At 59.5% G+C, this 18,735-nt stretch carries 14 protein-coding genes and 1 pseudogene; 12 read left to right on the top strand and 3 right to left on the bottom strand.

Annotation, left to right across the window (positions count from 1 at the left end; translation table 11 throughout):
• The first annotated feature begins 55 nt into the window (after nt 1-55).
• The 4 genes and pseudogenes from VE009_RS12840 to VE009_RS12825 all read left to right on the top strand — a co-directional run.
• Nucleotides 56-1,678 carry an extracellular solute-binding protein gene (locus VE009_RS12840; RefSeq protein WP_325008170.1) on the top strand — a complete coding sequence of 541 codons (1,623 nt, stop codon included), beginning with the start codon at nt 56-58 and terminating at the stop codon, nt 1,676-1,678.
• A 71-nt stretch (nt 1,679-1,749) separates the two neighbouring features.
• Nucleotides 1,750-4,029 carry a helix-turn-helix domain-containing protein gene (locus tag VE009_RS12835; protein WP_325008168.1) on the top strand — a complete coding sequence of 760 codons (2,280 nt, stop codon included), beginning with the start codon at nt 1,750-1,752 and terminating at the stop codon, nt 4,027-4,029.
• A gap of 7 nt (nt 4,030-4,036) precedes the next feature.
• Nucleotides 4,037-6,298 (top strand): glycoside hydrolase family 95 protein, encoded by a 2,262-nt coding sequence (locus VE009_RS12830; RefSeq protein WP_325008166.1) that lies wholly within the window; start codon nt 4,037-4,039, stop codon nt 6,296-6,298.
• 86 nt (nt 6,299-6,384) lie between these two features.
• Nucleotides 6,385-6,549, top strand: a pseudogene (locus tag VE009_RS12825) (HAD hydrolase-like protein); the annotation flags it as partial.
• A 48-nt stretch (nt 6,550-6,597) separates the two neighbouring features.
• Here the strand turns inward: VE009_RS12825 and VE009_RS12820 are convergent.
• Nucleotides 6,598-7,845: a stalk domain-containing protein gene (locus tag VE009_RS12820; RefSeq protein WP_325008164.1), complete on the bottom strand. Its 1,248-nt coding sequence runs from the start codon at nt 7,843-7,845 to the stop codon at nt 6,598-6,600.
• Between the two features lie 174 nt (nt 7,846-8,019).
• Here VE009_RS12820 and VE009_RS12815 point away from each other — a divergent pair, with 174 nt between their 5' ends.
• From VE009_RS12815 to VE009_RS12795, 5 genes are all read left to right on the top strand, one after another.
• On the top strand, nt 8,020-8,811 hold the full coding sequence (locus tag VE009_RS12815; RefSeq protein ID WP_325008162.1) for a hypothetical protein: 792 nt from the start codon (nt 8,020-8,022) through the stop codon (nt 8,809-8,811).
• Nucleotides 8,808-9,317 carry a hypothetical protein gene (locus tag VE009_RS12810; RefSeq protein WP_325008160.1) on the top strand — a complete coding sequence of 170 codons (510 nt, stop codon included), beginning with the start codon at nt 8,808-8,810 and terminating at the stop codon, nt 9,315-9,317. Before VE009_RS12815 ends, VE009_RS12810 begins: the two co-directional genes overlap by 4 nt.
• A gap of 193 nt (nt 9,318-9,510) precedes the next feature.
• Nucleotides 9,511-10,641, top strand: coding sequence for an NADH-dependent flavin oxidoreductase (locus VE009_RS12805; protein WP_325008158.1), 1,131 nt, complete (start codon nt 9,511-9,513; stop codon nt 10,639-10,641).
• Nucleotides 10,642-10,805: 164 nt separating this feature from the next.
• Complete coding sequence (locus VE009_RS12800; protein WP_325008156.1) at nt 10,806-12,626, top strand: cache domain-containing sensor histidine kinase; 1,821 nt, start codon at nt 10,806-10,808, stop codon at nt 12,624-12,626.
• Nucleotides 12,627-12,633: 7 nt separating this feature from the next.
• Entirely contained in the window at nt 12,634-12,789 is a 156-nt protein-coding gene (locus VE009_RS12795; protein WP_325008154.1) for a hypothetical protein, read from the top strand.
• Between the two features lie 15 nt (nt 12,790-12,804).
• On the opposite strand, the gene VE009_RS12790 is transcribed toward VE009_RS12795, so the two are convergent.
• Nucleotides 12,805-13,881: a phosphotransferase gene (locus VE009_RS12790; protein WP_325008664.1), complete on the bottom strand. Its 1,077-nt coding sequence runs from the start codon at nt 13,879-13,881 to the stop codon at nt 12,805-12,807.
• A gap of 24 nt (nt 13,882-13,905) precedes the next feature.
• Complete coding sequence (locus VE009_RS12785; protein ID WP_325008152.1) at nt 13,906-14,748, bottom strand: AraC family transcriptional regulator; 843 nt, start codon at nt 14,746-14,748, stop codon at nt 13,906-13,908.
• Between the two features lie 328 nt (nt 14,749-15,076).
• On the opposite strand from VE009_RS12785, the gene VE009_RS12780 reads away from it, so the two are divergent.
• From VE009_RS12780 to VE009_RS12770, 3 genes are all read left to right on the top strand, one after another.
• Nucleotides 15,077-15,928, top strand: coding sequence for a phosphogluconate dehydrogenase C-terminal domain-containing protein (locus VE009_RS12780; RefSeq protein WP_325008150.1), 852 nt, complete (start codon nt 15,077-15,079; stop codon nt 15,926-15,928).
• A gap of 27 nt (nt 15,929-15,955) precedes the next feature.
• On the top strand, nt 15,956-17,752 hold the full coding sequence (locus VE009_RS12775; RefSeq protein ID WP_325008148.1) for a hypothetical protein: 1,797 nt from the start codon (nt 15,956-15,958) through the stop codon (nt 17,750-17,752).
• A 189-nt stretch (nt 17,753-17,941) separates the two neighbouring features.
• Complete coding sequence (locus VE009_RS12770; protein WP_325008146.1) at nt 17,942-18,550, top strand: nitroreductase family protein; 609 nt, start codon at nt 17,942-17,944, stop codon at nt 18,548-18,550.
• The last annotated feature ends 185 nt before the right edge of the window (nt 18,551-18,735 follow it).

Raw genomic sequence — 18,735 nt, 5'->3', positions numbered from 1 at the left:
AAAAGGTGCCATCGCAGGGAACATGTATAATAAATATAGGGAGGCTCTTAGAGGTATGAAAAAGAGAACACAGTTGACTCTCGTAAGCTGTATCGCGATCGCCGCAACGGCGCTGGCCGGCTGCAACGCGGGCGGGAACGAAGGCGGCGGCGCGGCCGCCCCGGCGCAATCGGACAAGGGTTCTACATCGCAGAAGGAACAACAAGGACCCGTGGAAATATCTTTCTTTATGAACACGAACATGGAAGCGAAAGCCGTGAAAGGCTTCGAGGAAATCGAAGGGTTCAAGGAGATTCAAAGACGTACTAATACGAAAATCAATTTCCAGCTTCCAGGCGACGGGTCGCAATTCAATATTATGTTGGCATCCGGCTCGTATCCGGACATCATGTTCGTGCCGAGAAATTATCCGGGCGGCGTCGAAAAGCTCGTCCAGGAAGGCATCGCGTTGAAGCTGAACGATTTAATCGAGGAGCATGCGCCTAATTACAAGAAAATTCTGGACGAGCATCCGGAGATTAAAAAGCAGATCATGATGGATGACGGGACGATCGCGAAATTTCCTCAGATCGATATCGACATGCACCGGATCGCGTATTCCGGACATATCATCCGCGAGGACTGGTTGAACAAGCTGAATCTTCAGGCGCCGACGACGATCGACGAGTGGTACAAAGTCTTGAAAGCGTTTAAAGAAAACGATATGAACGGCAACGGCGTCGCGGACGAAATACCGCTGGGCGAGCGCGGCGACACCTTGAGCTCGATCAGTTCGTTCGCTACGAGCTACGGCATTTTGGCGAATACGTTCCATTTGAACCCGCAAACCGGAAAAGTGACGTATGGTCCGTACGAGCCGGCATTCAAGGACTATGTGACCACGATGAACAAATGGTACGAAGAAGGCTTGATCGACAGTGAATTCGCGGCGCTCGATAAGAAGGCGTTCGAGGCGAAATTCGCGAATAATACGATCGGCTCTTACGCGGCCGTCATTTCCGGCATTAACAACTTTAAAGACTTAATGCAGGCGCAAGTTCCGGACTTTAAGCTTATAGGCTTAAGTCCGCCCATCGGCCCGGCCGGCAAATCGTACAGCGGACACACTCAGATGGTGCAGAACGTTCCGCTCGAGGGTGCCGTCATCAGCTCGCAAGCCAAAGACCCGGTTGCCGCGGTCAAGCTGCTGGACTTCATGATCGGCCCGGAAGGCAGCGATTTGCAAAACTGGGGCATCGAAGGCAAGAGCTATGTCGTCGAGAACGGCAAGAAGAAATATACCGACGAAGTCTTCAAACACCCCGATTTCTCTCCGTCCGACGCCGTAAAGAAATACGCGCTGCCGACTACGGGGATGGTGAAGGTGATGAGCTTCGACGCCTGGGCCGCCTTCGAATTGAAATATCCGGAAGCGGCGGAAGCGAACAAGAAGTGGTACGACGCCGACCGTTCCTTGCTGCTCCCCGCGCTTACGTTCACGGGCGAAGAAAGTCAGACGCTCGGCAGCATCATGAGCGAAGTAGAGACGTACTCCAGGGAGATGTGGGTGAAGTTCATCATGGGTAACGAGCCGATCGACAATTACGAACAATTCCGCGATACGCTGAGCAAGATGAGAATCGAAGAAGCGATCGCAATCTATCAAGCGGCTTACGAACGATTCCAAAACCGGAAATAGCGTTCAGTGGGTTGGACGCTCAGCGTCCAGCCCCGATCCGTTTTTCATCGCTTTACGAAAGGAGGAACCGGATGGCGCGGGCGAAGCAAAGTCGCATTTTCTTCAAGTATTTAATGACATATATAACGATTTTATTGCTGCCGATCTCGATCATGTCTTTCGTCGTGTATCATTACTTCGTCGATCAACTGCAGGACGAAGTCATTACGGGGAACGTCAATCTACTCGACAAAGTCAGATACGTAATGGACGATCAGTTGAAGAGAGTGGAGGATACGACTTATCAAATGATGGTGAAGGAAAACCATCTCGCTCAATACCGCGCCTCGGGCGACCCCGGTTACAAAGCGTGGGGAATTGTGAAAGAGCTGAGACGATATTATATGGGCAATCCGTTCGTCGACGAGATGTGGCTGTATTATCGAGGGGAAGCCTCGGTGTTTACGAACAACAGCGTGTATTCGCTTCCGATGCTCACGAGACAAATCTACCGATTCGATAACTGGTCGGAGGAGGAAATCTTCGAAGATCTCAATACGTTGGCGGAGCCCAAGGTGCGACCGCCGACTCTGAATTTGGTCGATCGCAGGCGGGTGGTCCCCATCTTGATACCGATTCATCCGCGAGATAATCAACCATACGCGACGCTCGTTTATTTAATACAGGAGAGCTCTATACGGAAAATTTTGTCCAATCAAGTACACACCGGGGGGTCTACTTGGGTATTAGATCGGGATAATCGGATCGTGACCGGCGTCGGCGATTCCTTCCACGATCGAGTCGAGGAAATCTCCGCGTTGTTCGAAGGGCACGGCGACGACGCGTACCGAAAAATCGTGCTCGACAGCGAAGAGTATTATTTGTTTATGGTGAAATCGGAGCAAACGGGATGGAAGTTTACGACGCTTCTCCCCGTACGCCACGTGCTCGACAAGGTGTGGAAAGCTCAGAAGATGTTCCAATACGGACTGCTCCTAATTTTTTTGACGGGCGGGTTATTCGTTTATTTCGGCATGCGGTGGAATTACCGCCCGATTCGCCAGTTGAAGATGGAGACCGAGCGCATCGTGCCGCTCGGCGCGAGGGCGATGAACGAGTTGGAGACGGTTCGTTTCGCGATTAACTCGTTGGCCCTTCAAAACCGTCAGTTGGACGAGAAGATGAAGTCCCATGCGGCCGCGGCAAAGAAGCATTGGCTGCTTTCCTTATTGAAAGGGGATTTCGACACGGCCGAAGCGCTGGCGGAAGAAGGGGAAGAGGGCGGTTTTCTGTCGGCGAACTTCGCTTTCCGGGTCGCGATCGTCGAACTGCCCAGCGAGAAAGAGGAGCGCCGATGGACCGCGCATGCGCTAGAAGAGCTGCTGCCGGAAGGCTTCAAGGGCTTCGGAATCGAGCATTTCGACAGCAACCGGTACATATTCTTGATCGCGATCGACAGCATGTCGACGGAAGCGGACCACAAGGGAATGGAACGATTCCGCGCCGCGGTGCGGAACGTCGTCGCAAAGCCTGTGACGCTCGGCGTCGGCACGCGCTGCGATCTCGCGGGGATTCCTACGTCGTACCTGGAGGCGAACACGGCCATCGATTACCGATTCATTCACGGCAACGATCGCACTATATATTTCGAAGACATCACGCCGAATCAGGACGCTGTAGATACGTACTTTCATGATGAACTGGAACAGGTTCGCGCCGCTGTTCGTTCCGGCAACGCTCCCGGCGTGGAATCCAGCATGAACGCCATGGTTACCGCGATCCGATCGAAGCAGCCGCCGTTGATCGCGGTCCGGGCGCTCTGCTATGAGATTATTCGTACGGTGAATCGAGCCTGGGTGGAGTTAGGCATCATCGAAGAGGGTTCCGCGGCGTATCCGGACGTTTTTTCCTTGGAACGGCTCGAGACGCTGGACGCTTTCGAACAATTGATTCGGTCAGCCTGTTCGGACCTGTCGCAGACCTTGGCCGCGTCCGCGGCTGCAACGGCGGCTACGGCGATGGACAGCCGGCGTTCCATCGACGCGATCCTTGAACATATCGAAAAGCACGGCTTGAGTCTCGATTTTTCGTTTCAGAACATGGCCCGAGAATTCGGCATTGCGCTGCCGAACATGAGCGCTTATTTCAAGGAGCAAACCGGACTTACGCTGCTGGAATACACGACGAACCTCCGCATGGAAACGGCAAAGCGTTTGCTGCTGGAGAGCGACGCGACGCTGAAGTCGATCGCGGAGGAGGTCGGTTACTACAACGTTTCAAGCTTTATTCGCAGATTTAAACAGGTAACCGGATCGACGCCAAAGGAATATCGGATGCAGCACGGCAAAGGAAACGGTACAGCGGAAGGATGATGCACTGATGAAGTTATGGTATAAAAAACCCGCGGCGAAGTGGAACGAAGCGCTGCCCGTCGGCAACGGCCGGCTTGGCGGCATGGTCTACGGCGGGGCGGCGAAGGAGCATGTTCAATTAAACGAAGATACGGTGTGGTACGGCGGGCCGAGCAATCGTAACAACCCGTACGCTTTAAAATATTTGCCGGTCATTCGCAGCCACCTGCTCGAAGGCCGGTTGTCCGAAGCGCATCGATTGGCTGCTATGGCCTTATCCGGCGTGCCGGAGACCCAGAGGCACTACACAACGCTCGGCGACTTGACTCTTGAAATGGCTCATGGGGATAACGTTGAGGATTATCGAAGGACGTTGGATCTGAACGACGGCGTCGTCCGGATTCGCTACCGGGCTGGCGGGATCGCTTATGAGCGAGAAATTTTCTCCAGCTTCCCCGATCAAGCGCTCGTCGTACGCCTGCGCGCCGAAAGACCGGGCGCCATCAACGCTCGCGTCCGGTTGTCCCGCGGCAAGGGAAGGTATATGGACGGCATTCGGACCTACGGGGGGCACACGCTTCTTATGCACGGCCATTGCGGGGGGGAGGACGGCCTTGTGTTTCGCTGCGCCGTCCGCGCCGTGCCGGAAGGAGGAACGGCGCGAATCATCGGCGAGTTTTTGATGGTCGAGCATGCCGACGCCGTGACATTCCTCCTGTCCGCCGCTACGAATTTCCGAACGGAGGACCCAGAGGCTTACTGTCTGCAGATCGTCGAGGAAGCGCGAGCTCGCCCGTACGCGGAATTGTTGGAGCGGCATCTCGAAGACTATCGCGCATTGTACGAACGAAATACGCTTACGCTGGAGCCGCGACCCGACGAAAGCGGCTTGGAGGAGTTCGCGACAGATGAACGGTTGGAACGGGTCCAAGCGGGGCAGAGCGATCTCAAATTGATAGAATTGTATTATCAATTCGGCAGGTACTTGTTGATATCGTGCAGCCGTCCGGGTTCCCTTCCCGCCAACCTGCAAGGGATTTGGAACGATCAGATGCGTCCGCCGTGGGACAGCAAATTCACGATTAATATTAATACGGAGATGAATTACTGGCCGGCGGAGGTGTGCAATTTATCGGAGTGCCATGAGCCGTTGTTCGAATTGCTCGGCAGGATGCGCGAGCGCGGGCGGGAGACCGCCCGGGTCATGTACGGATGCAGGGGCTGGACGGCGCATCACAATACCGACATCTGGGCGGACACGGCGCCGCAGGACATCTACTTGCCCGCTACGCATTGGCCGCTTGGAGGGGCGTGGCTAAGCCTGCATTTATGGGAACATTACTTGTACAATCAGGACGCCGCGTTTCTGGCCAAGGCGTATCCGATCATGGAAGAAGCGGCGTTGTTTTTACTCGACTACATGATCGAGGGACCGGGGGGGCGGCTCGTCACATGCCCTTCCGTATCGCCGGAAAACACGTACGTGCTCCCGAACGGGGAGGAAGGGACATTGTGCGTCGGCCCCGCGATGGACAGCCAAATCGCGCGCGAGCTGTTTACGGCTTGTTTGGAAGCGATCGAACGATTAGGAGAAACGAGGCCGATTCAGGAGAGTTTGCGCAGCGCGCTCCTCCGGATCCCGGAGCCGAAAATCGGCAAAAACGGCTGCCTTCAAGAATGGCTGGAGGATTACGAGGAGAAGCATCCGGGCCACCGGCATATTTCGCATCTGTTCGCCCTCCATCCGGGTAAGCAAATTACGCCTCGCCGCACGCCGAAGCTGGCGGACGCGGCGCGGGCGACGCTCGAACGAAGGCTCGCCAACGGAGGGGGGCATACCGGCTGGAGCCGCGCATGGATTATCAATTTTTGGGCGCGGCTCGAGGACGGCGAGGAAGCCTATCGCCATCTTACCGAGCTTCTGCGTTCCTCCACCTTACCGAATTTGTTCGATAACCATCCGCCGTTCCAAATCGACGGCAATTTCGGCGGCGCCGCGGGCATCGCAGAGATGCTGCTTCAGAGCCATGAAGGGGTTCTGCATCTGCTTCCCGCCCTGCCTGCGGCTTGGTCCGGCGGCCGGGCTACAGGCCTTCGGGCGCGCGGAGGCTTCGAGGTGGATCTTTCGTGGTCCGGCGGAACGATAACGCAGGCGGTGATCCGTACGAAGTCCGGCGGTTTTCTAGACGTGAGGAGCAGCGTTCCGCTAAAACACGAAGCTTCGGGACATGCTTTCGCACCCGTTTATATGAATCCCGGTCAAAGCTTTACACTGACGCCGAAGATTTAGTTTGCTACCCAATTCGACAAAGTACCGCAGCAGGCCCGCCGGACGACGTTCGAGCGGGCCGTGTTGTTGCCCGGAACAAGAAGCATATGGCGGAAGCGGCGGTCGAAGCGGTCGGCGAACCGCCGGAGCGGTGCGCGATGATCGGGGACAGCCTGGAATCCGACGTCGGGCTCGCCAAGCTGCACGGCATGAGGACGGTGCTCGTGCTGACCGGCTCGACGGACCGGGAGCGGGCCGAGCGGGAAGCGGAGCGGCCGCCGTACCCGGCAATTCGGCGCGGAAGCAGGCTCGTCATCCGTTCAATCGATGGAAGCTTCGTCCAACTCTCCGGTCCACACCTCGACGCTGCGGTCGGCCTCGTTGTACACCACTTCGTAGCCGAACGTTTCCGAGACGAACCGGAGGGGGACGTACGTTGTATAAATGGACAAATACGGCGGCCGGTCCAGCCGGACGGCTTCCCCGTTCACGTATGCGGTATCCGAGCCGATCGTCATCGACAGGTTCAGCCCGTCCTTGTGCGCCGTGATCGTCTGCGTCTCGACGTTCCAGTCGACGCGGGCGCCGAACCGTTCGAACAAAAACCGCATCGGCGCGGTCACTCGTCCGTCCACCGTGTAAAACGGCGGCGAATGGACCCCGACATCATCGATGTACAAATCGTACGTAAAGGCAACCGTGCGGAACGTCCACTCCTTCTCGATTCGCTCGCCGCCGACCCGCAGCGATACGTTCGCTGTATACTCGGCGTCTCCTCGCAGCATCCGCGTCGCGGTCAGCACGTATCCGTCGCCGTACTCCATCTTCTTAGCGGAGAGGGGAATGACGATTCGCTTCTCCCCTGCCTGTCGTTCCAACGTCGCCCGGATGTCGTCCACGCCTTCTCGATCGGCATGGACTGTGATCGTCATGCCCGTGAAATCCGAGTCGTCTTGCGGCTCGTAAAATCCGATCATCGCTTCGGTCATTCCGTCATACGGGTAGATGCCGACGCGTACCGGCGAATCCGACTCCGGGCTTTGTACGGCGCCTACCATAACGGTCGCTTTCCCCACCCTCGCGTTGCCGACGGCCGTCGCGCTCGGGTTGGTCATGATTTCGCGGGAATCGTGAAACAAAGACATTACTCGCATGTTCTCGGCCAAATCGAATTCGTCGTACGCTTCGTTTTCCAAAATGATCGTTTCCCGAATATCCGCCTCGCCCTTGTACCCGGCCGCCGCCGCCCGCTCCTCCGGCGTCGTCCCGCTATAATGCGCCTTCCCGGGCTCCTCCGCAGAAAAATCCCGCCGATCGTCCCGGTTGAAATGCGCATCGGCGTACCTGGCATGGCGGACCGCCGCTTCGGCCAGCGACGGGTCGAGCGCCAGCTCCGTTAGCCCCATTCCCTTGCGGATGCGGTTGACGTAGTCTAAACCTTTCCGCTGCTCTTCGCTGCTCGTACCGTCGTACGTTTGCGCCGTCTCGGCCCACGCCTCTCCTACCGCAGGTACCCACGGCATAATAGTCATGAGAATCGCCAACGCGAGCACCCCTTTTTTCGTCATTCGTATCGAACCTCTTTTCTTCGACCTTATTAGACTCCTTATTCGCAACTACAATAAGGACGGATGCTCCATCCGAAAGTTGCGGCAACGCCGGCATGAAAGCGCATTGATGAATAGCTATAAGGAGCTAAGGTAAATAATACCTGCAATGGCATCGGTCAATGAGGTGGGAGCTTGAACAATTCTCGCAAAAAATTCCGTTATCGTCGTCGCTATTTAGCCAACATTAACGCTTTTGGCTCTTCGCAGCTTCATTTGAGAAACCCATTGGTGATTGCCCTCTGGTCTGTGGCCTTTCCCGGATTCGGTCATTTCTTGCTTCATAAGTATCTTCGCGGATACGCGTTGTTTATTTGGGAATTGTACATTAATCAGAAAACGCTGCTGAATACAGCGATGATGCACTCCTTCAATGGAAACATACAGTTGGCAAAGAGCGTGTTAAACGAAAAGTATATATACCTCTATATACCTGTGTATTTGTTTGCGATTTGGGATAGTTATCGAACGGCCGTGGACGAAAACAAGCTCTATCTTCTTGCGAAACGAGAGAATGCACCTTTTCCTATATTCGTAATGAACACCTTCGAGGTAAATTACATCGACAAGAAAAAGCCGTGGCTCGCGTTAGTTTGGTCATTAGGCATCCCGAGCATGGGGCAATTGTATTTGCATCGTATGGTTTCCGCTGCCTTTACCCTGATTATCACGCTCATGATCGTTGAATATTCCAACTTTATCGAAGGGTTTCACCTGTTTTTCCTTGGGGATATCGCCGCTTCGAAGGCAGTGATCGAACCGCAGTGGGTTCTATATATGCCCTCGATTTACTTTTTTGGCGTGTACGACGCATATGTAAACACGGTTGAACACAATAAACTGTTCGACAGAGAACAAGCCAATTACCTCAGGAAGAAGTATCAATCGAAAGATTTTGTGGTTTATAAAGGGGAGCCCGTGCAGTGATTCAATTTTTTGCAACGTTCGACCACTCGGAATATCTCGAACTGGCCATAAGTAAGCTGGAGGAGCATGACGTTACAGGGATTTACGCCGTTCCGTTAGAGCAACGGGCAGACGATGTGAAGGTAGTGGATACGATTCACGGTACGGACGGGACTTCGCTCGTCGATCTGGGACTCATTCTGGCCATGATGTTCGGAACGATCGGCGTTTCCAGGGGATACGTTTTGGAATGGGGACCCGTGTTTTGGGGGTTAATCGGAGCTGCGGGGGGATTTGCCGCGGGTTTCCTAATTGATTTGATCATGAATGTAATGAAAAGAAAAAAAGGGCGGACTGCGAAAAAGAAGCAGACCGAGGTGGTTCTTGTCGTTCAGTGTCATCCGGATCAAACCGATTTTGTTGAACGAACCTTGTGGGAGCACAGGGCTTTCGGCGTTGCAAAAACAAAAATCAAGACGCATTGGGATGGAAACCCAGTACATGCTGCCCTGGCAGGCGGCGAATAGAGAGCCGGCATTGCTGCGTCTTGGCAGAAGCAATGTTGACACTCCTTACTGTCACTATTATAATTACAGTAAACCTAAACTGTTACATAGATGATATCAGTTTGCGGTCGGTGTTCCCCGTCTATGAGTAAAGGGAGCGACAGCGTACCAAACTAACCGGGGACATTTTCTAAATGTTGGAGGGAGTTAACCGATGCAACCGAAATTTTCACCGTTATTCGCGTCGAAGACGCTGCGGAGCGGCGTCGAGATCAAAAACCGGATCGTCATGGCGCCGATGACGAACTTCTCGTCGAACGAGGACGGCACGGTATCTACCGCCGAAGTCGACTATTACGCCCGCCGGTCGAACGGCGTCGGCATGGTCATTACCGCATGCACATACGTCACGCCGAACGGCAAAGGTTTCCCCGGCGAGTTCGCGGGGGACCGCGACGAGATGATTCCGAGCCTGCGCCGTCTGGCGGAGGCGATTCAGGCGCAAGGCGCGCGCGCGGTGCTGCAAATTTTCCACGGCGGCCGCTCCTGCCCGCCGGAGCTCGTGCCGAACGGCGACGTCGTCAGCGCCAGCGCCGTGCCGAACGAGAAGGGCGTCATTCCGCGCGAGCTGACGGACGCAGAGGTCGAGGGCATCGTCCGCGACTTCGGCGAAGCGACGCGGCGGGCGATCGAGGCCGGCTACGACGGCGTCGAAATCCACGGCGCGAACGGGTATTTGATTCAGCAGTTTTATTCGCCGCACACGAACCGGCGCACCGACCGGTGGGGCGGCGACGGAGAGAAGCGGCTCGCGTTCCCGCTCGCCGTCGTCGACGCGGTGAAGAAAGCGGTGAAGGAGCACGCCAAGCGGCCGTTCCTTGTCGGTTACCGGTTCTCGCCGGAAGAGCCGGAAACGCCGGGCCTCACGATGGCCGAGACGTTCCGCTTGATCGACGCGCTGGCCGAGCAATCGCTCGACTATATCCACGTGTCGCTGCAGGATTTCTGGTCCGCGCCGCGGCGCGGGGCGGACGACGGCAAAGCGCGCATCGAGTGGATCGTGGAGCGTACCGCCGGGCGGGTGCCGGTCATCGGCGTCGGTTCGATCCATACGCCGGAGGAAGCGCTCAAGGCTTTCGACGCGGGGATCGACTTCGTCGCGCTCGGCCGGGAGCTCATTATGGAGCCGGACTGGGTGCAGAAGGTCGAGCAGGAACGCGAAGCCGACATTCGCACGACGCTGACGAAGGATGATCAAGCCGCGCTCGTCGTGCCGGATCCGCTGTGGAACGCGATTATGAATACGCCGGGCTGGTTCCCGGTCGTCGAAGCGCAGCGCAAATAATCGGATGCATCGACGCAGTAACGACGGCAGTCCCGCGGGGGCTGCCGTTTTCGTTTGCGCCGAACAGGGTAGGAAATCGTCGACAACGATAAAGCGCCGGCGGTATGATGGGGAGGCGGAGGCTTGGCCCCTGCATTTCCTCGTTGTGAGATAGGAGGAGTTTTGTGAGAGCGCTTCACCAACTGAAGGTGCGAATTGGGTCGTTCCGAACGAAGCTGCTGTTGACGTCGATCGCCTGTCTCCTCATTCCGACGCTCATCACGCTGTCGGTTTCCAATATCCTTACGCGGGACGCCGTCAAGGAGCAGGCGGAGACGAACGCCGCCGAGCAGCTGAAGCTGATCGACGGGTATTTGTCGAATTTGCTGGCGAACATGCTGTACATCTCCAACTACATTATCGTCGAGCCGGACATGAACGTGATTTTGAAGGAACAAGCAGCCGGCAAAACGTACGCGGGTCCCGACGCGGAATATCGCGAATTCGAGGATCGGAACGAAATCATTAAGCAGATCAACAACATCGCGATCGTCGGCGAGAAGACGTACGTGACGATTTTGCTGCCGAACGGGCGTTATTTTACGAATTATTCCGTGGAAGTGGAGGACTTCGACCCTCTCCGTCTGGTCGAGGAGCCGTGGTTCCGGGAATTGGAGAAGCTGACCGGCATGGAGGCGTACTGGGTAGAAGCGGAGCCCTCGCCGTATTTGTACGAGGAGGCGGCCGGGAGGTACCAAATTTCCGTCGCCCGCACGCTCCGTCGCCCGAATTTCGAGATTTACGCTTACGTCATCGTCACGGTGACGGACAACCAAATTCTCGACATTTTCCGGCGTTTGGCGGTGAATCAAGAGGTCATGCTCGTCGACGGGGAGGGGCGGATCATGTCGCACCTCGACCGCGGCCGAATCGGCGAGCGGCTGCCGTACATCCGTCCGGGCGAGGACGGCTCGGCCATCGTGCAGCTCGACGGCGAAGATTATCTCGTCGCGCAGCGCCGCTTAGCGGTGAAGGATTGGAAGCTGGTGCTGCTGACCCCGTACAAAGACGCGGTGCACAAAATCAATCACATTTTCCAATCGGTGTTCCTGTTCCAAATCGTTGCCTTCGCCACGTTCCTAGTGGTGCTTATTTTGCTGATTCGCGCCTTCACGAAGCCGATCGTCCGGCTCGGGAAGCTCGCGCACACCGTGCAGCGGGGCAACCTCGAGGTGCGGTCGCAAATTCGGGGCAGCGACGAAATCGGGCGGCTCGCCAGCTCGTTCGACCAGATGTTAGATCGGATCAAGCAGATGATCGCGGAGGTGACGGCGGAGCAAAGCCGCAAGCGGAAAGCGGAGCTCGCCATGCTGCAGGCGCAAATCAATCCGCATTTCCTGTTCAACGTGCTCAATTCGATCCGGATGAAGGTGCTGCGCAAAGGGGACGAGGACAGCGCCGAAATGATTTCGTCGCTGTCCCGGCTGCTGCGCATGACAATCGGCCGGGAGGAGGAGGCGATCACGCTGCACGAGGAAGTGAGCACGGCCATCGATTACGTCAACTTGATGAATATGCGGCAGAAGGAGAAGGTCCGCCTCGACGCGGACGTGTCGTCGGACGCGATGCTCGCGAGGGTGCCGCGGTTCATTTTGCAGCCGATCATCGAGAACGCGCTTATTCACGGTCTGCGCCAATCGAACGGCACGATCGCGGTCGTCGCCCGCCGAACGGAGCGGGGCGAGCTCGAGATCGTCGTCCGCGACGACGGCGAAGGGATGGACGCGGAAGCGCTGGCGCGGCTCCGAACCCGGCTGGAGGCCGAGCGGCACGAGCCGGGCGAGCCGTCCGACGGGCGGGGGTCCCGCTTTTCCGGCATCGGGCTGCCGAACGTATGCGAGCGCATGCGCATCCGGTACGGCGGCGCGTTCCGCATGACCGTGGAAAGCGAACTTGGGGCGGGAACCGCGATTACGATGCGGTTTCCGCTGCAGCAGGAGGCGTAAGGGATTCATGTATAAAGTCATGCTTGTCGACGACGATTACCCGGTGCTCGAGCTGTTGTCGGAGACGATTTCTTGGGAGGCGCTCGGTCTAAGGGTGACGGACTGCTGCGAGAACGGCGTCGCCGCGCTCGAGGCGGCGGAGCGGGACATGCCGCACCACTAATCGCGTCCCGCCAACTCACGCCCCATCCAATAGCGCCGCTCCGTCCCAATCGCGGTATGCCGCCGCCGCTCGGTCCAGCTCCGCCTCCCACAGCCAGCGCATGCCGCTCCGCTCGCGTTCGTCAATGCACCACGAAGCGGCGACGAACACGTTCTGCAGCAGCGTCAACCGGTAGTCCCGCAGCAGCCGGTCCCAAGGGTAATCGGCCGCGGCGCCGCGAGCGAGCAGCCCCTCGTAATACGCCCGAAGCGCGTCGATCTCGTAAGCGCGCCGCTGCTCGGGCTCCCACCAAAGCCCCATTAGGTAAGCCAAATCGCTCGCCCCGACCCAATGCGTCAGCGACCAATCGAACGGCTGCCGGTCGATAAACCGCACGTCCGGCGAGTCGTCTTCGCCGCGCGTCAGGATATTGCCCGGATTCAGATCGCCGTGAACGAGCGTGCAGCCCGCCGCGTCCGCCGCCCGGCGCAGCAGCGCCGCCGGAAGCTTGTCGAACACGCGCTCCGCGAACGCCCGGCGCTCGGCGTCGGGGGCGTCCCGCAGCGCTTCCAGAAGCGGCTCTCTCCCCTGCATCATATAGGCGAGATACCGCTGCATCCCGTCGACCGCCGCATCCGCTGCATCCTCCGAGACGGCCCCCCAATGATGCGCATGCAGCTTCGCAAGCGCGGCTCCGGCCGCTTGCCCGTAAAGGAGCGTCGGCGCCGCGTCCCAACGGTTGCGGTGCGTGACGGACAAATCCTCCAGCAGTAAATGATAAGCGCCGTCCTCGTAGGCGGCGTCGTAGCAGCGCGGCAGCGGCGCGCCCTCCAAACGAACGTAATCTTTCATATAATAATCGACTTCCGATGGCCCGAACGTTCCGCCGCCGCAGAGCTTCAAGAACAACGACCGCGGCCAATCGGGGGCGGCATGCGGCGAGTAGTCGAGCGCGACGCGGAACGCCTTCGAGTTGTCGGCGCCGAGCCGCTCCAGTCGGAAACCGGTCAGCCGTTCGGCGGCGGCCGGCGCGGCAGCGGCGAGGCGAAGCCGCAACGATTCGACGTTCCATTGCGAAGCGTCGTACGGGTCGGTGATGACGATGCGGTTCATAGTCACGATCGCGTTCCTCCTTCGTTATGCGCTCGGCGTGCCGCGCTGCCGCTTCCGGTTGTTGCGCCAAGCGGTCGGGCTTACGCCGATTTTCTGTTTGAAGATGCGGCTGAAATAATGCAGGTTCGAAAAACCGGTCATCCGCGCGATTTCCTGTACAGGGATGTCGGTCGTGCTCAGGTAGCTGACGGCGGCTTTCAGGCGCAGTTCTTGCAAATATTGGATCGGCGTGGCGCCGAACGTCTGCTTGAACAGCCGGATGACGTACGACGGGGTCAAGTGGCACAAATTCGCCAGCTCCTCCACCGTGACGTTCTTCGCATACGATCGTTCGATGTGGCGCAAGGCGATATATAGCTGCCGTTCGACGGCGGGAGCGGCTGGGCCGTCCGTCCGCGGGGGAGCGGCGGAGCCCGGTTCCGGCGCATACCGTTCCACGAGCAGCAGCAGCTTCCGGATGTCGAGCTCGAGCAGCCGGTGGGCGAGCTCCCCGTCCAGTTCCCCGATCTCGTACGCGTCTACGACGGAAGTCACGCCGTCGATGCACGACGAGACCGCCGGCGGCGAGCGGTCCCCTCCTTCTCGCGACTGCCGCTGATTCCAACTGAGCACGACATCGTAATCCGGGAACGAAACCGACTGCATGTCGACCTCCAAATACCACCCTGAGACGTCGCCGTCCGGCGTCAGCCAATGCGGCGTGTGGGCGGGAATCAGCGCCATACAAGGCGCGGCCATCCGGTAACGCCGGTCCATCCACTGCAGTTCGGCGATGCCGGAGGCGAGATACAGCAATTCGTGATAAGGATGCACGCCTCCCGCGCCGATGGGCGGAATGCGAAGCCGCCCGGATTCGCGTATGCGCATGAGCGATCCGACTCCTTCCTTGCGAGCGGTTACAACATCGTGCAAACGGCGTTCCGTCCATGCCGGCGGATCAAGCGTTTCGACCGGCGGGCGCGGCGGAACCTTTGCGATTTCCGCTAAATACGGTCCGCTGCTCTCATGTTACCATAGGTTCAAGTTTGGGAGTTAGCAGGAAAAAAGAAAGGAGCCGCGCCGTGGAACCACTGCCTTGGAAGCGGCGCCGAAGGGCGGACAGGTCGGCAAGGAAGATGATTTCGTCCGCGGGCGGGAAGGCAAGCAGCCCGCAGCCCGGAAGGCAATTTCAAATGACGAAATGGAGGTCTTGTCCATGCAAACGATGACGCTTGCGCTGATCGGCGCAGGGGGGAAGATGGGCTGCAGAATCGCCGATAATTTGGTGAAAGGGATTCACCGCGTATTGTATGTGGAAAACGGGGAGAGAGGCGTCGCGCGTCTCAAGGAGAGAGGACTCGCGACGACGCCCGCCGCGCCCGCCGTCGCCGAGGCGGACGCCGTCATTCTCGCCGTGCCGGATACGGCGATCGGCGACGTGGCCGCGGAGCTCGTCCCGGCGATGAAGCCCGGCGCCCTCCTGATGGTGCTGGACCCGGCCGCCGCCTACCTCGGCAAGCTGCCGCCGCGCGGGGACGTGTCGTATTTCGTGGCGCATCCGTGCCACCCGCCGGTGTTCAACGACGAAACGACGCCGGAAGCGAAGCGGGATTTGTTCGGCGGCGTGGCGGCGAAGCAGGCGGTCGTCTGCGCGCTCATGCAGGGGCCCGACGAACATTACGCGGTCGGGGAGGCGCTGGCGCGCGAAATGTACGCCCCGGTCATGCGGACGCATCGGCTGACGGTGGAACAGATGGCGATTTTGGAGCCGGCGATGGCGGAGACGGTCGGAGCGATGCTGGCGACGCTGCTCGGGGAAGCGATGGAGGAGGCGGTGCGCCGCGGCGTCCCGTACGAAGCCGCGAAAGATTTCATGCTCGGCCATATTAACATCGAGCTCGCCGTCGTGTTCGAGAAGGTGAATCCGTTCTCGGACGCGTGCCTCGTCGCGATCGAATACGGCCGCCGGGCGATGATCAAGGACGATTGGAAAAATCTGTTCAGCCCCGAGAGCGTGCGCGAACAGATCGACGTCATGCTTCATCCGGAGAAGCTGAAAGCGCTCTAATCCCATCGGGCAAAGGAGGAGGCGCGCATGGAAGGCATGGAGACCGTTCGGCTGCGCGCGGGAGAGATGGAAGCGCTGCTGGAGGACGGCGGGCTCCGCAGCATCGCTTATCGCGGCGTCGAAATCGTCCGCGGCGCGTACGCCGCGGTGCGCGACCGCGATTGGAACACCGTGCTCCCGCGGTTCGAATCGTTCGCCCTCGAGGAGGACGCGGAAGGCGTCTCGGTGCGGTTCTCGTCCGTCCACGAGCAAGGCGATATCGATTTCGCTTGGGAAGGGCGCATTCGATTCGAGCGCCGGCGCATCCGATTCGAATTCGACGGTACGGCGCGATCGAACTTTCTGAAAAACCGCATCGGGTTTTGCGTGCTGCATCCGATGGAATTCGCCGCGCTTCCCGTCGAGATCCGGTCGCCGGACGGCGTCGCGCATAGCGTCTTCCCCGGCGCGATTTCGCCGCATCAACCGTTCCGGAGCATCGAAGGCATGTCGTACGAACCTGCGCCGGGCATCCATGTGCGCATCGACTTCGACGGCGACGCCTTCGAGATGGAAGACCAGCGCAACTGGACGGACGCTTCGTACAAAACGTACTGCACGCCGCTCGAGCTCCCGTTCCCGGTCGCCGTGTCGGCGGGGCAGCGCATCGCGCAGACGGTCGACATTCGCGTCGACGAACGTCCGAGCGCGCAGACGAGGCGGCGGCCGGACGACGGCTGCCGCATCGTCGTGCGGGGCGAACCGCGCGCCGCTCTGCCCGCGATCGGCTTCGCTCTGCCGCAGGCGCATGGCGTCACGCCGCCGCCGAAGGAGCGGCTCGCCGAGCTGGCGCCCGCGTTCCTGCGGGCCGTCGTCGACACGACCGCCGACGATTGGCCGGAGCGGCTGGACGCCGCGGCCGAGTGGAGCGCCGCGTGCGGCTGCGGCCTCGAAATCGAGCTGCTCGTCGGCGGCGAGGAGGAGCTGCGTCGATTCGCGGAGCGGCTGGACCGGCGGCGTCTTCCGGCGCTCCGCTTGCTGCCGTTCCGCTCCGGCTCGTTCGCGTCCGACGCGGAGACGCTCGCCGCGGTCCGCCGCGCGCTCGACGAGCGAGGCTGCCGCGTGCCGATCGGCGGCGGCTCGCGCGCGTATTACGCGGAGCTGAACCGGGCGACGCTGCCGCTCGCCGACATGGAGTTCGCCGCGTATCCGATCAATCCGCAGGTGCATGCGTTCGACGACCGCTCCTTGATGGAGACGCTGTCCGCGCAGTCGGTCACCGCGGCGGACGCGGCCGCCAAAACCGGCCTGCCGCTGTATATCGGGCCCGTCACCTTCAAGCCGCGCCTCAACCCGAACGCGACGTCCGGCGCCGTCCTGACCGTCGCGGATCAGACGGACGCGAGGCAGCGCGCCGCGTTCGGCGCCGCATGGACGGTGGGCAGCCTTGCCGCGCTGTGCCGGGAGCCCGTCCGCGGAATTTCGTATTACGAGCTGTGCGGTCCGCTCGGGGTCATCGACGAACGCGAATCAGGCGGCAATCCGCTGTTCGACGTATTCAAGGAAATCGGCGAGTTTCGCGGCGCAGCCGTCTTGGATGCGGCATCGTCTTCCGCGAAGGTCGCGGCGCTGGCGCTGCGCGAAGGCGCTCGCGGGCGGATGCTGGCCGCGAACGTGACCGCCGAACCGGTGCGGATCGAAGTGGCGGCCGGTCCGTACGAGACGGCGACGGTTCGCGCGCCCGGCGCGCCAACCGGGGAGGAGCGCGGCGGCGGGCGGATCGAGCTGACGCTGGCGCCGTACGGCGCGGTCGCGATCGACTTCGCGTACGGGGCGGAACGGTAACGAAGGAGGGGGGAGGCTCCAGTCGCATTTCATCGACGCGCTGCGCGCCGGAACGCCGTTCCGAACGAGCGGCGCGAACCGAAGATGGCCGTCCTTTGCCGACGCGGAGGACGGCTATTTGCGTACATTTCTCCGGAGAGTTATTATGAATTTAAACAATGAGTCAACTCATCATGGAGGTTTGTTCGCATGCAGCCATCTCAAACGAAACCCGAAACGCTCCGCCAGCCGGCGTACGACATCGATCCCGTCTTCATCCAGCGTTGGTCTCCGCGATCGTTCGCGAATAAAGACGTGCCGGAGGAAACGTTGTTCAGCCTCTTCGAGGCCGCCCGCTGGGCGCCGTCGGCGAACAATATGCAGCCGTGGCGCTTCATCGTCGCGCGAACGAAGGAAGATCTCGAAACCTTCCATTCCTTCATCCTGCCGGGCAATCTCGCATGGTGCCAGAACGCGCCGGCGCTGGCCGTCCTGGCGTCGGCGACGACGACCGAGCGCGGCGACAACCGCGCGCACGCGTTCGATGCCGGCACCGCCTGGGGATATCTCGCGCTGGAAGCGACGCGCCAAGGCCTCGTCACTCACGCGATGGGAGGCTTCGATCGCGAGAAAGCCCGCGCCGCGCTAGGGTTGCCGGACGACGTCGAACCGCAAATCGTCATCGCGATCGGCTACCGGGGCGAGAAAGAGGCGCTGCCGGAAAACCTGCAGGAGCGGGAGCAGCCGAACGGCCGGAGACCGTTGAACGAAACGGTGTTCGAAGGCGGCTTCGGCAAAGTCATCGACGCCTTGAAATAATCGCTGGAAGGAAAACGGAGTCCGAATTCGAATTCGGACTCCGTTTTGTTTGTACGCCCAGCATGGGCGTCATCTCTACGGTGAAAGTCCGGAATGGGGGCTGGCAAGCGCCTACCATTAGCCAAAAGCAAGGGTGTCTGTCGTGAGGCAGAATCTGGAGGAAGCTGGAGGCAAAAGCACGGTTC

This window comes from Paenibacillus sp. (genome assembly GCF_035645195.1).
In the GTDB taxonomy this organism is placed as follows: Bacteria; Bacillota; Bacilli; order Paenibacillales; family YIM-B00363; genus Paenibacillus_AE.
Note: the sequence above shows the minus strand (reverse complement) of the source record. Positions and strands in the feature narration are given on the sequence as shown.

Bases quoted from the DNA above. Each gene is read 5' to 3' on its own strand.
- VE009_RS12840 (WP_325008170.1), top strand. From the start codon at position 56: ATGAAAAAGAGAACACAGTTGACTCTCGTAAGCTGTATCGCGATCGCC.
- VE009_RS12775 (WP_325008148.1), top strand. From the start codon at position 15,956: ATGGAAGGCATGGAGACCGTTCGGCTGCGCGCGGGAGAGATGGAAGCG.
- VE009_RS12785 (WP_325008152.1), bottom strand. From the start codon at position 14,748: ATGCGCATACGCGAATCCGGGCGGCTTCGCATTCCGCCCATCGGCGCG.
- VE009_RS12830 (WP_325008166.1), top strand. From the start codon at position 4,037: ATGAAGTTATGGTATAAAAAACCCGCGGCGAAGTGGAACGAAGCGCTG.
- VE009_RS12795 (WP_325008154.1), top strand. From the start codon at position 12,634: ATGTATAAAGTCATGCTTGTCGACGACGATTACCCGGTGCTCGAGCTG.
- VE009_RS12835 (WP_325008168.1), top strand. From the start codon at position 1,750: ATGGCGCGGGCGAAGCAAAGTCGCATTTTCTTCAAGTATTTAATGACA.
- VE009_RS12820 (WP_325008164.1), bottom strand. From the start codon at position 7,845: ATGACGAAAAAAGGGGTGCTCGCGTTGGCGATTCTCATGACTATTATG.
- VE009_RS12790 (WP_325008664.1), bottom strand. From the start codon at position 13,881: ATGAACCGCATCGTCATCACCGACCCGTACGACGCTTCGCAATGGAAC.
- VE009_RS12770 (WP_325008146.1), top strand. From the start codon at position 17,942: ATGCAGCCATCTCAAACGAAACCCGAAACGCTCCGCCAGCCGGCGTAC.
- VE009_RS12805 (WP_325008158.1), top strand. From the start codon at position 9,511: ATGCAACCGAAATTTTCACCGTTATTCGCGTCGAAGACGCTGCGGAGC.
- VE009_RS12780 (WP_325008150.1), top strand. From the start codon at position 15,077: ATGCAAACGATGACGCTTGCGCTGATCGGCGCAGGGGGGAAGATGGGC.